At 71.0% G+C, this 12,354-nt stretch carries 11 protein-coding genes; 10 read left to right on the top strand and 1 reads right to left on the bottom strand.

The window, feature by feature from the left end:
* Positions 1 to 20: 20 nt before the first annotated feature.
* The 10 genes from LNW72_RS24780 to LNW72_RS24825 all read left to right on the top strand — a co-directional run bounded on the left by LNW72_RS24780 (position 21) and on the right by LNW72_RS24825 (position 11,990).
* A complete protein-coding gene (locus LNW72_RS24780) occupies positions 21 to 1,310 on the top strand; it encodes an acylneuraminate cytidylyltransferase (RefSeq protein WP_250977384.1) in 1,290 nt (429 codons plus the stop codon).
* Complete coding sequence (locus tag LNW72_RS24785; protein WP_374117318.1) at positions 1,307 to 2,257, top strand: N-acetylneuraminate synthase family protein; 951 nt, start codon at positions 1,307 to 1,309, stop codon at positions 2,255 to 2,257. The genes LNW72_RS24780 and LNW72_RS24785 overlap by 4 nt, the downstream gene beginning before the upstream one ends.
* A 92-nt stretch (positions 2,258 to 2,349) precedes the next feature.
* Positions 2,350 to 3,465 carry a hypothetical protein gene (locus LNW72_RS24790; RefSeq protein WP_250977385.1) on the top strand — a complete coding sequence of 372 codons (1,116 nt, stop codon included), beginning with the start codon at positions 2,350 to 2,352 and terminating at the stop codon, positions 3,463 to 3,465.
* Between the two features lie 321 nt (positions 3,466 to 3,786).
* A complete protein-coding gene (locus LNW72_RS24795) occupies positions 3,787 to 4,920 on the top strand; it encodes an amidohydrolase (protein WP_250977386.1) in 1,134 nt (377 codons plus the stop codon).
* 153 nt (positions 4,921 to 5,073) lie between these two features.
* On the top strand, positions 5,074 to 6,108 hold the full coding sequence (locus LNW72_RS24800) for a BMP family ABC transporter substrate-binding protein (protein WP_250977387.1): 1,035 nt from the start codon (positions 5,074 to 5,076) through the stop codon (positions 6,106 to 6,108).
* Positions 6,109 to 6,291: 183 nt separating this feature from the next.
* Positions 6,292 to 7,857, top strand: coding sequence for an ABC transporter ATP-binding protein (locus LNW72_RS24805; RefSeq protein ID WP_250980296.1), 1,566 nt, complete (start codon positions 6,292 to 6,294; stop codon positions 7,855 to 7,857).
* Positions 7,854 to 8,966 (top strand): ABC transporter permease, encoded by a 1,113-nt coding sequence (locus LNW72_RS24810; protein WP_250977388.1) that lies wholly within the window; start codon positions 7,854 to 7,856, stop codon positions 8,964 to 8,966. Before LNW72_RS24805 ends, LNW72_RS24810 begins: the two co-directional genes overlap by 4 nt.
* The gene (locus LNW72_RS24815; RefSeq protein WP_374117319.1) at positions 8,963 to 10,240 is read left to right on the top strand and encodes an ABC transporter permease; all 1,278 of its coding nucleotides are present in this window, start codon (positions 8,963 to 8,965) and stop codon (positions 10,238 to 10,240) included. The genes LNW72_RS24810 and LNW72_RS24815 overlap by 4 nt, the downstream gene beginning before the upstream one ends.
* Positions 10,237 to 10,701, top strand: a complete 465-nt coding sequence (locus tag LNW72_RS24820) for a cytidine deaminase (protein WP_308402024.1) — start codon at positions 10,237 to 10,239, stop codon at positions 10,699 to 10,701. Before LNW72_RS24815 ends, LNW72_RS24820 begins: the two co-directional genes overlap by 4 nt.
* An 11-nt stretch (positions 10,702 to 10,712) precedes the next feature.
* Complete coding sequence (locus tag LNW72_RS24825; protein WP_250977389.1) at positions 10,713 to 11,990, top strand: thymidine phosphorylase; 1,278 nt, start codon at positions 10,713 to 10,715, stop codon at positions 11,988 to 11,990.
* A 143-nt stretch (positions 11,991 to 12,133) separates the two neighbouring features.
* On the opposite strand, the gene LNW72_RS24830 is transcribed toward LNW72_RS24825, so the two are convergent.
* Positions 12,134 to 12,352, bottom strand: coding sequence for a DUF397 domain-containing protein (locus LNW72_RS24830; protein WP_250977390.1), 219 nt, complete (start codon positions 12,350 to 12,352; stop codon positions 12,134 to 12,136).
* Between the last annotated feature and the right edge of the window lie 2 nt (positions 12,353 to 12,354).

Raw genomic sequence — 12,354 nt, forward strand, 5'->3', positions numbered from 1 at the left:
ACCGACCGACCGGAGCACCCGTGACCACCCCACTGTCCGCGCCCACTCCCGTCCCCGCGGGCGCCCGCGTCCTCGCCGTCATCCCCGCCCGGGGCGGCTCCAAGGGCGTCCCCGGCAAGAACCTCGCGCCCGTCGGCGGCGTCCCGCTGGTGACCCGGGCGGTGCGCGAATGCCTCGCGGCGCGGCTCGTCACCGACGTGGCCGTGTCCACCGACGACCCCGCCATCGCCGAGGCGGCCCGCGCCGCCGGCGCCGAGGTCGTCCTGCGGCCCGCGGCCATCGCGGGCGACACGGCGAGCAGCGAGGCCGCCGTCCTGCACGCGATGGACGCCTACGAGGCGATGCGCGGCGGCGCCGTCGACGTCGTCCTGCTCGTGCAGTGCACCAGCCCCTTCCTCACCCGCGAGGAGGTCGACGGCGTCGCCGCCGCCGTCATCGAGGACGGCGCCGACACCGCGCACACCGTCGCCCCCTTCCACGGCTTCGTCTGGCGCGAAGGGGACGGTGCCGACGGCGGCCACGGCGTCAACCACGACAAGGCCACCCGCCCGCGCCGCCAGGACCGACCCCAGGACCTGCTGGAGACCGGCGCCGCGTACGCCATGCGCGCCCCCGGCTTCCGCGCCGCCGGCCACCGGTTCTTCGGCCGCACCGCGCTGGTGCGCACCGATCCGGCCCGTGTCCTGGAGATCGACGAGCCGGACGACCTCGTCCGGGCCCGCGCCCTCGCGCCGCTCCTCGACGCCGGCTCCACCCCCACCCTCGGCGACATCGACGCGGTGGTACTCGACTTCGACGGCACCCAGACCGACGACACGGTGCTGGTCGACGCCCAGGGACGGGAGACCGTCGCGGTGCACCGCGGCGACGGCCTCGGCATCGCGGCACTGCGCCGCGCCGGGCTGCCCGTACTGATCCTGTCCTCGGAGACCAACCCGGTCGTCGCGGCACGGGCCAGGAAGCTCCAGGTGCCCGTCCTCCACGGCATCGCCCGCAAGGACCTCGCCCTCAAGCAGTGGTGCGAGGAGCAGACGATCGCCCCCGAGCGGGTCCTGTACGTCGGCAACGACGTCAACGACCTTCCCTGCTTCGCGCTCGCCGGCTGGCCCGTCGCCGTGGCCAACGCCCACGACGTCGTACGGGCCTCGGCCCGCTTCATCACCTCCACCCCGGGCGGCCGCGGCGCGATCCGCGAGATCGCCGGGTGGATCCTCGGCCCGAATCTGGCCGCCCCTCCTACCGACCCTCCTTACGCACCCCTCACAGCAGTCCCCTCAGCACCTCTCTCCGCAAAGGACCTCTCCCAGTGACCAGCACCCCCCTGACCCCGAAGAACCTCCGTCCGGTCGGCACCCGTTACATCGGCACCGGGCAGCCCGTCTACGTCACCGGCGAGATCGGCATCAACCACAACGGTGACCTGGAGAACGCCTTCGCGCTCATCGACGCCGCGGTCGCGGCCGGCTGCGACGCCGTGAAGTTCCAGAAGCGCACCCCCGAGGTCTGCACCCCGCGCGACCAGTGGGAGATCGAGCGCGACACCCCCTGGGGCCGCATGACGTACATCGACTACCGGCACCGCGTCGAGTTCGACGAGAACGACTACAACGCCATCTCCGACTACTGCCGCAAGCGCGGCATCGACTGGTTCGCGTCCCCGTGGGACGTCGAGTCCGTCGCGTTCCTGGAGAAGTTCGACCTCCCGGCCCACAAGGTCGCCTCCGCCTGCCTCACCGACGACGACCTGCTGCGCGCGCTGCGCGCCACCGGCCGGACGATCATCCTCTCCACCGGGATGTCCACCCCGAAGCAGATCCGGCACGCCGTCGAGGTGCTCGGCAGCGACAACATCGTGATGTGCCACGCCACGTCCACGTACCCGGCGAAGCACGAAGAGCTCAACCTGCGCATGATCAACACCCTGCAGGCCGAGTACCCGAACGTGCCCGTCGGCTACTCCGGCCACGAGGTCGGCCTCCAGACGACGCTGGCCGCCGTCGCCCTCGGCGCGGTCTTCATCGAGCGCCACATCACCCTGGACCGCGCCATGTGGGGCTCCGACCAGGCCGCCTCCGTCGAGTCCCAGGGCCTGGAGCGCCTCGTCCGCGACATCCGCATCATCGAGACCTCGCTCGGCGACGGCGTCAAGAAGGTCTACGAGGGCGAGCTCGGCCCGATGAAGAAGCTCCGCCGCGTCCCCGGCGTCGTCGCCGAGGCCGAGGCGTCCGGCGCGGACCGCGCCACCGCCTCCGTCTGACGGACCGCGCCACCCCGGCCCACGCGGCCGGGCCCCGCGCACGCCCCCATGACCCGAGGGCACCGCGAACCATGAGAACGAGGAGCACCGGGATGACCGCGCCCGCATCCGGCCGGGGACCGCTCGCACTGGTCGAGTCCCCTGTCCAACTCCTCAACGTCCTGGAGTGGTCGCACATACACCCCCCGACCGCGGTCGCCGCATCGCGTCCCGGGGCGGCACCTGCCGCCCCGGGCGGCGGCCCGGTCACCGGCCCGCTCACCGTCGTGGTGCTCTCGCCCCGCGACCCGATGAGCCGCGGGCAGCTGCGCCGCATGGCGGAGCTCGCCCGGGACGACGGCGTCACCGTCCGCTGGTTCGAGGCCCGCAGCAACCGGCTCGGCCTGCTGCGCACCGCCATGACCCTGGCGCCGCTGCTGCTGCGCGTACGCCACCTCGTCATCGGCGATCCGTTCTCCCGGCTGGTGCAGGTGCTGCTGCCGCTGTGCCGGACCCGGGAGATCACCGTCGTCGACGACGGCACCGCCACCATGGAGTTCACCGAGATCCTGAGCCGGGGCGGCCGTCTGGTGCGCTGGCACCGCGCCGGCCGCCGGTCGCCCGTCGACGCCGCCTTCGCGATCTTCGCCTCGGCCGCCCGCCGCCGGCTGACCCCCGGCCGCCGCCGCACCGTCGAACTCTTCAGCGCGATGCCCGCGACACCGCCGGCCGGGATGGCGCTGCGCGCCAACCGGTTCGCGTGGACGCGGTCGCGCTTCGGACCGCCGCGCATCACCGCCGGCACCGACATCATCGGCACGTCCCTCGTCGAGACCGGGGTCGTCGACCTCGACCGCTACCTCGCGGCGGTCGCCGCCCTCGCCGAATCCCACGGCGCCACCCGCTACTTCGCGCACCGCCGCGAGGACACGGCCAAGCTGCACCGGCTCGCCGTCGAGACCGGACTGGAGATCGTCCGCCCCGACCTGCCGCTGGAACTCGTCGCACGCCGGGGACCGATCGGGCACACCGTGCTCAGCTTCCCCTCCACGGTCGTCCACACGCTGCCGCTCGCGCTGGCCGGCACCGGGGTCAAGGTCGTCGTCCGCGACATCGACGACGGCTGGCTCACCCACACCGCCTCACCCCGCGCGCAGGGCTTCCTCTCCGGCATCACCGGCACCGCCAGAGACCTGCACGGCCTGACCTCCGCCACGGCGACGGCCTGACCTCGGCCACGGCGACGGCCCGACCTCCGCCACGGCGACGGCATAGGGGCCCGCCCCGGGCCCGGATCCGCCCGGCGGATCCAGCGGGCCGCGATGCCCCGCCCCTACGCTCCGGGCCACCGGACCCCGGTGTGGCACGGGACACCCCCTGCGCCGGAGCCGTTGCCTCGCGATCGATGGATCGTTGAGCGAGGATGGGATGGGTGGTGAAGGCCCAAGAGGCCGTGATACCCCCCAGAGGGATTGGGTATGCGCCGATCGGGTGATTTCTTCTCCTTCAACAGGAATGAATTTCTCTCGATCAACGCTGGAGGATCTCCCATGGGGCCTACGCTGTCGGAGGTGAACGACTCACCCGCAGTGCCATCCGGCGCGCTGCCCGCCGGGCTGCGTGCTGAACTGATCGCGTTCCGCAGGGACTTGAGCCGCCGCCCCGCAACGGGCCGGCCGGACTCCCACGACGCCGGGGCCGCCGCCGCGGCCGTGCTGGCCCGGCTGGAGCAGGACGGTCTACGGCCGCGGGCACTGCCCGGCGGGACCGGAATCGTCTGTGACATCGGCGCCACCGACCCCGCGCGCCCCCGCCTCGCACTGCACAGCGACATCGACGCGGTGCTGCTCGGCGCCGCTCTGGCGCTCGCCGCCCTGGAACGCGAGGGCCGGCTGCCGCGCACGGTGCGGCTGATCCTGCAGCCCGCGGACGGGGCGGCCCCGGGCGGCGCGCTCGGCGCCATCGAGGCGGAGGTGCTGGCGGGCGTCGGCCGGATCCTCGCCGTGCACGGCGACCCGGACACCGACGCCGGACGGATCGGCCTGCGACAGGGCCCGATCACCGCGGCCGTCGGCCGGCTGGTCCTGAAGCTCGACGGCGCGGGCGGCCACAGCGCCCGCCCGCATCTGACCACCGACCTGGTGATGGCCACCGCCAAGATGGCCACCGAGCTGCCGGCCGTGCTGGCCCGCCGGATGGACCCGCGTTCCGGCGTCCGGGTCGTGTGGGACCGCATCGAGGCCGGCCACGCCTGCAACGTGATCCCGCAGCACGCGGAGCTGGAGGGCACCGTCCGCTGCCTGGACCTGGCGGCCTGGAACGACGCGCCCGACCTGGTGCACGAGGTGATCGACCAGGTGGCCGGCATGTACCGCGCGAAGTGCGAGATCCGCTACCAGCGCGTCGTCCCCCCGGTCGTCAACGAGGTGGAGTCGACGGAGCTGCTGCGCGAGGCGATGACGCTGAGCCGCGGTGCGCACGCCGTCGAGGACACCGGCCAGAGCCTCGGCTGCGCGGACTTCGCCTGGTACCTGGAGCAGGTGCCGGGCGCGCTCGCCCGGCTCGGTCTGCGACCCGCCGACGGGTCGCCGCGACACGGCGTCCATCCGGGTGAATCCGAGGACGCCGAGGACCCGGTCGTGATCGGCGCGGAGCTGCTCGCAGGGGCTGCGCTGCTGGTCTGACGGTGGGTGGCGTGACGCTCACGGGTGGTTCACCTGGCCGAAATGCGTCGATCCGATAACAGGTCTTCATTCAGCCTTTACCTGACATCTACGCGCGTTAAGCTCCCGCTTAGCCAGCGCCGGACGGGGCGCTTTCGAATGAAGGGGACCCTCGTGCGCCGGGTTACCAAGATCGTTGCCGCGGGAGTCGCGTCCGCGGCCCTCGCCCTCACTGCCACCGCGTGTGGCAGCAGCAGCTCCGACGACAGCAAGGACAAGGGCGTAGGCATCGCCTACGACGTCGGCGGCCGAGGCGACCACTCCTTCAACGACTCCGCGGCCAAGGGCCTGGACAAGGCCAAGGCCGAGTTCAGCCTGGGCAGCAAGGAGCTCACCGCCAAGAACACCGACACCGAGGCGGACCGCGAGCAGAAGCTCAACGACCTCGCCGGTGCGGGCTACAACCCGGTCATCGGTGTCGGCTTCGCCTATGCCGACTCGGTGAAGGCCGTCTCGAAGAAGTTCCCGAAGACGACCTTCGCGATCGTCGACTCCGTGGTCGAGGGCGCGAACGTCGACAGCATCAACTTCACCGAGGAGCAGAGCTCCTACCTCGCGGGTGTCGCCGCGGCGCTGAAGACCAAGACCAACAAGGTCGGCTTCATCGGCGGCGTGGACACCACGCTGATCAAGAAGTTCGCGGCCGGCTACCAGCAGGGCGTCAAGGACACCAAGCCCGACGTCTCGGTCGACATCGAGTACATCACCCAGGGCGGCGACTTCTCCGGCTTCGCGAAGCCGGCTGAGGGCAAGGCCAAGGCCAAGGGCATGCTCGACCGTGGCATCGACGTGATCTACGCGGCCGCGGGCAGCTCCGGCGCCGGCGCCATCGAGGCCGTCGCGGGCAAGAAGGGCACCTGGGCGATCGGTGTCGACGGCGACCAGTACCAGGACAAGGGCCTGGCGCAGTGGAAGACCGCGATCCTGACCTCCGCCGTCAAGAACGTCGACGGTGCGGTCTACGAGGTCATCAAGAGCGTCAAGGACGGCAAGCCGCTGACCGGCACGCACATCTACAACCTCAAGGCGGGTGGCGTCGGCCTGGCCACCTCCGGTGGCTACATCGACGACATCCAGGCCCAGCTCGACGCCGCGAAGAAGAAGATCACCGACGGCACGCTGACGGTCCGGACGACTCCGACCAGCTGATCACCGACGCGAGGCCCGGCGAGGGAGCGTGACGTTCCCTGCCGGGCCTCGTGCCTTGTGCGGCCACCGTGCCGTATGTATCCCGCGACAACTGTGGATCTGGCGCCGCTACGCGCGTAGAGTCCGATCCTCGCGATACGTTCACCCCCATCGCTCCGCTCTGCCCCGCGAGGAGAGTGCGTCATCAACGCGTCCAGCAGTCCCCCCGCCGTCGAACTCCGCGGCATCACCAAACGCTTCCCCGGCGTCGTCGCCAACCGCGACATCGACATCACCGTGCTCCGTGGCACCGTCCACGCCCTGGTCGGCGAGAACGGCGCGGGCAAGTCGACCCTCATGAAGATCCTTTACGGGATGCAGCGCCCCGACGAGGGGACCATCACCCTCGACGGCGAGAAGGCCGACCTGCACACCCCGGCCGACGCCATCCGGCTCGGCATCGGCATGGTGCACCAGCACTTCATGCTGGCCGACAACCTCACCGTGCTGGAGAACATCGTTCTCGGCGCCGAGCAGTTGCACGGCATCGGCGGCAAGGCCCGCGCCAAGATCATGGAGCTCTCCGACGCCTACGGCCTCGGCGTCCGCCCCGACCTCCTCGTCGAGGACCTCGGAGTCGCCGACCGGCAGCGCGTGGAGATCCTCAAGGTCCTCTACCGCGGCGCCCGCACCCTGATCCTGGACGAGCCGACCGCGGTCCTCGTGCCGCAGGAGGTCGAAGCGCTCTTCGCCAACCTCCGCGGGCTCAAGTCCGAGGGCCTGACCATCATCTTCATCTCGCACAAGCTGGGCGAGGTGCTCTCGGTCGCCGACGCGATCACGGTCATCCGCCGCGGCACGACGGTCGGCGACGCCGACCCGAAGTCGGTCACCGTCAAGCAGCTCGCCGAGCTCATGGTCGGCAGTGAACTGCCGTCGCCGGAGACCCGCGAGTCCACGGTGACCAGCGAGGTCCTGCTGGAGGTCAAGGGGCTGAAGCTGGCCGCCGTCGACGCCGAGGGCGTCGAGCGCACCGTGCTCGGCGACGTCGGCCTGACGATCCACAAGGGCGAAGTGCTCGGCATCGCCGGGGTCGAGGGCAACGGCCAGGCCGAACTGGTCGAGGCCATCATGGGGATGCGGACCCCCGACGCCGGGGTGATCACCCTGGACGGCGCCGACATCTCCACCGCCCCCACCCGCAAGCGGCGCGAGGACGGCATCGGGTACATCCCCGAGGACCGCCACCGGCACGGCCTGCTCCTCGAAGGCACGCTGTGGGAGAACCGCATCCTCGGCCACGTCACCGAGAAGCCCAACAGCCGCGGCGCGCTGCTGGATCTGACCGCGGCCCGCCGCGACACCGAACGGATCGTCAAGGAGTACGACGTCCGTACGCCCGGCATCGAGGTCACCGCGGCCTCCCTCTCCGGCGGCAACCAGCAGAAGCTGATCGTCGGCCGCGAGATGAGCCACCTGCCCAAGCTGCTGATCGCCGCGCACCCGACCCGTGGTGTGGACGTCGGCGCGCAGGCGCAGATCTGGGACCAGATCCGGCAGGCCCGCCGCGAGGGCCTCGCCGTGCTGCTGATCTCCGCCGACCTGGACGAGCTGATCGGCCTGTCCGACACCCTGCGGGTGATGTACCGCGGCCGCCTGGTCGCCGACGCCGACCCCGCCACGATCACTCCTGAGGAGCTGGGTTCCGCCATGACCGGCGCCGCTTCCGGCCACCTCGAGCACACGGACGCCGAAGGAGAGGACCGATGAAGAAGTTCGACAAGGATCGGCTGATCCTCGGCCTGGCCGCGCCCGTACTCGCGATCGTCGCCGCCTTCGTCCTCACCGCGCTCGTGCTCCTGGCCACCGGCAAGGAACCGTTCCACGCGTTCAACGTGATGTTCGACAAGGGCCTGACGAGCGACAGCCAGGTCTTCATCCTCAACAAGGCGACGCCGTACTACCTCGCCGGCATCGCGGTGGCCATCGGCTTCCGGATGAACCTGTTCAACATCGGCGTCGACGGCCAGTACCGCCTCGCGGCCTTCTTCGCGGCCGTCGTCGGCGGCGCGGTGAACCTGCCCTCCTTCATCCAGATCCCGCTGATCATCCTCACCGCGATGCTCGTCGGTGCGATGTGGGCGGGCATCGCGGGTGTGCTCAAGGTGACCCGCGGGGTCAGCGAGGTCATCACCACGATCATGCTGAACGCCATCGCCACCGCGGTGATCGGCTACTTCATGATCCCCGGCCGGCTCGCCCAGCTGCACGCGGACACCAACTCGGTCTCCACCAAGGAACTCCCCTCCTCGGGCCACTTCTTCGGCTTCGACATGGGCACGGACGGCACGATCTGGGGCTTCATCGTCATCGCCGCCCTGGTCGGCGTCCTCTACTGGTTCGGCCTCTCCCGCACCCGCTTCGGCTTCGACCTGCGGACGGTCGGCCAGTCGGAGTCCGCGGCCGGGGCCAGCGGGGTCGACGTCAAGCGCATGATCATCACCAGCATGCTGTTGTCGGGCGCCATCGCCGGGCTCGTCGGCATGCCGGTGCTGCTCAACGACGCGCACCAGTTCAGCACCGAGTTCCCGGCCGGTATCGGCTTCACCGGTATCGCCGTGGCGCTGCTCGGCCGGAACCACCCGATCGGCATCGCGCTGGCCGCGCTGCTGTGGGGCTGGTTGGAAATCGCCTCCAACAAGCTGGAGTTCGAGGACTACGACAAGGAGATCGTCGGCGTCATGCAGGGCATCATCGTGCTCTGCGTCGTCGTCGCCTACGAGGTCGTCCGCCGCTACGGCATCAAACGCCAGCAACAGAAGGTCGGCGAAGAACTCGCCGCCCAGGCCCGTAAGAGCAAGCAGGAGGCGGCAGCGTGAGCGCCACGGCTACCCCCGGCAAGACCGCCAAGAGCCCCGCGGCGAAGATCCGCGCCAAGCTCACGTTCTCCCGTGTGCTGCTGATCATCGCGGGCGCGCTGGTCCTCATCTCCGCCGTCCGCGCCATCACCGGCGCCAACGACATGACGTCCTCAGGACAGATCTCCGGCGCCCTGACCATGGCCGTGCCGATCGGCCTCGCCGGCCTCGGCGGCCTGTGGTCGGAACGGGCCGGCGTGGTCAACATCGGCCTCGAGGGCATGATGATGCTCGGCATGTTCTTCGGGGCATGGGCGGGCTGGCAGACCAACCCGTGGCTCGCCGTCCTCGCCGGCATCCTCGGTGGCGCGGCCGGCGGCCTGATCCACGCCGTCGTGACCGTGACCTTCGGCGTCGACCACATCGTCTCCGGTGTGGCGATCAACATCCTGGCGCTGGGCACCACCCAGTACCTGGCCAAGATCTGGTTCAGCATGGGCAAGGCCGCGGCCGCGGGTGGCAGTCCCAAGCAGTCGCCGCCGATGGACGACATCAAGTCGTTCACCGTCCCCGGCCTCTCCGACTGGATGCACACCCTCGAAGGCCACCACTGGTTCCTGATCTCGGACATCGCCGGGATCATCGGCGGCCTCGTCACGGACCTGTCGTCGCTCACCCTCCTGGCCGCGGCGCTCTTCGTGGCCACGTTCTTCGTCCTGTGGCGGACCGCGTTCGGTCTGCGGCTGCGCTCCTGCGGTGAGAACCCGATCGCCGCCGAGTCGCTGGGCGTCAACGTCTACAAGTACAAGTACCTGGCGGTCATCGCCTCCGGCGGCCTCGCCGGCCTCGGCGGCGCGTTCCTCGCCATCGTCCCCTCGCACATCTACAACGAGGGCCAGACCGGCGGCCGCGGCTACATCGGCCTCGCCGCCATGATCTTCGGCAACTGGCGGCCCGGCGGGCTCGCCATGGGCGCGGGCCTGTTCGGCTACTCCGACAGCCTCCAGCTGCGCAACGGCGGCGAGACCGTGCACGCCCTGCTGCTCGCCCTCGCGGTCGGCCTGGCCGCGCTGGCCGCCTGGCGGCTCTACCAGAAGAAGTACCTGCCGGCCGTGGTGGGCGGCGCCGTCGCCCTGCTGCTGGTGGTCTGGTACTCCCTCACGGACACGGTGCCCGACCAGCTCGTCGGTGCCACGCCGTACATCGTCACCCTGCTGGTGCTCGCACTCGCCTCGCAGCGACTGCGGATGCCGGCGGCCGACGGCCAGCCGTACCGGAAGGGCCAGGGCAAGTGACGAATCCTCCTGCCGAGGGCTTCGACGCTGCCGGCGCCGGCTCGAGTGCCGGCGCCGGCTCCGGGACCGTCGACTCCGTCGACTGGGAGGGCCTGCGGAAGCAGGCCCGGGACATCATGTCCCGGGCCTACGCCCCGTACTCGCACTTCCCGGTCGGCGCGGCCGCCCTCGTCGACGACGGCCGTGTCGTCGTCGGCTGCAACGTCGAGAACGCGGCCTACGGCGTCGCGCTCTGCGCCGAATGCGGACTGATCTCCGCGCTGCACGCCTCCGGCGGCGGCAAGCTCACCGCCTTCACCTGCGTGGACCTGCGCGGCAACCTGCTGATGCCGTGCGGCCGGTGCCGCCAGCTGCTGTGGGAGAACGGCGGCCCCGGCCTCCTCGTCGACACGCCGCGCGGCGTCGTCCCGATGAGCGAAGTCCTGCCGGACGCCTTCGGCTCCGAAGACCTGAACCGCTAAGGAAACCCCTCATGGACGTCATTTCCGTCATCCGCACCAAGCGCGACCGCGGCCGCCTCAGCGACGAGCAGATCGACTGGGTCATCGACGCGTACACGCGCGGTGCCGTGGCCGACGAGCAGATGTCCGCGCTCGCCATGGCGATCCTCCTCAACGGCATGGACCGCGCCGAGATCGCCCGCTGGACCGCCGCGATGATCAACTCCGGTGAGCGGATGGACTTCTCCTCGCTCCCGCGCCCCACCTCCGACAAGCACTCCACCGGCGGCGTCGGCGACAAGATCACGCTGCCGCTGGCCCCGCTCGTGGCAGCCTGCGGCGCGGCCGTCCCGCAGCTCTCCGGCCGCGGCCTGGGCCACACCGGCGGCACCCTCGACAAGCTGGAGTCCATCCCGGGCTGGCGCGCGTCGCTCTCCAACGCCGAGATGCTCGACGTGCTGCGCGGCACCGGCGCGGTCATCTGCGCCGCGGGCGACGGCCTCGCCCCCGCGGACAAGAAGCTGTACGCGCTGCGCGACGTCACCGGCACCGTCGAGGCGATCCCGCTCATCGCCTCCTCGATCATGTCGAAGAAGATCGCCGAGGGCACGGGGTCGCTCGTGCTCGACGTGAAGGTGGGCACCGGCGCCTTCATGAAGACGATCGAGGACGCGCGTGAGCTCGCCTCCACCATGGTCGGCCTGGGCACGGACCACGGCGTGCGCACCGTCGCGCTGCTGACGGACATGTCCACGCCGCTTGGCCTCACGGCCGGTAACGCGTTGGAGGTGCGGGAGTCGGTCGAGGTGCTGGCGGGCGGGGGCCCGGCGGATGTTGTCGAACTGACGCTGGCGCTGGCGCGCGAGATGCTCGACGCGGCGGGTCTCCCCGACGCCGACCCGGCGAAGGCCCTCGCGGACGGCTCCGCGATGGACGTCTGGCGCCGCATGATCGCCGCCCAGGGCGGCGACCCCGACGCCACGTTGCCGGTGGCGCGGGAACAGCACGTCGTGCACGCCTCGACGAGCGGTGTGTTGGAGATCCTCGACGCGTACGCCGTCGGCATCGCGGCGTGGCGCCTCGGTGCGGGCCGCGCGCGCAAGGAGGACGTGGTGCAGCTCGGCGCGGGCGTTGAGCTTCATGCGAAGCCGGGCGACTCCGTCGTGGCGGGCCAGCCCCTCATGACGCTGCACACGGACACGCCGGAGAAGTTCGCGTACGCGCTGGAGGCGCTGCACGGGGGCATTTTGGTGGGTGCGCCGGGCGCGACGTTCGAGCCCAAGCCGATTGTTCTGGACCGGATCGCCTGACCTGCGGGTGCGTGGACCGGCCGGGGGCCGGTGACTCCGGGGGTGGGTTTCGAAATCGACTATTTGTGGGCCTGGCGGCCCACAAATAGCTCGGCAGCATTTCGAAACCCACCCCCTCCGCCCCCGTCCCCCTCCGTCCGTACTCAGGCGTCTGGGAACTCGCCGTACCCGACTGCGGCCGCGAACGACCGCCAGGCGTCTGCGGTGAAGACGAGCGCGGGCCCGTGCGGGTCCTTGGAGTCGCGGACGGCCATCGAGCCGTCAGCGAGGCGGGCGCCCTCGACGCATGCGCCGCCCTGGTCGTTGCTGTAACTCGACGTGAACCAGTTGGCGCTGTTGAGGGCTTCAGCCTTGGTCGTCATCG

The sequence above is a fragment of the Streptomyces sp. RKAG293 genome (genome assembly GCF_023701745.1).
Taxonomy (GTDB): domain Bacteria; phylum Actinomycetota; class Actinomycetes; order Streptomycetales; family Streptomycetaceae; genus Actinacidiphila.

What these genes read in the sequence shown, in the direction of transcription:
- LNW72_RS24790 (WP_250977385.1), top strand. Translation starts at nt 2,350, where the DNA reads ATGACCGCGCCCGCATCCGGCCGGGGACCGCTCGCACTGGTCGAGTCC.
- LNW72_RS24825 (WP_250977389.1), top strand. Translation starts at nt 10,713, where the DNA reads ATGGACGTCATTTCCGTCATCCGCACCAAGCGCGACCGCGGCCGCCTC.
- LNW72_RS24810 (WP_250977388.1), top strand. Translation starts at nt 7,854, where the DNA reads ATGAAGAAGTTCGACAAGGATCGGCTGATCCTCGGCCTGGCCGCGCCC.
- LNW72_RS24830 (WP_250977390.1), bottom strand. Translation starts at nt 12,352, where the DNA reads ATGACGACCAAGGCTGAAGCCCTCAACAGCGCCAACTGGTTCACGTCG.
- LNW72_RS24795 (WP_250977386.1), top strand. Translation starts at nt 3,787, where the DNA reads ATGGGGCCTACGCTGTCGGAGGTGAACGACTCACCCGCAGTGCCATCC.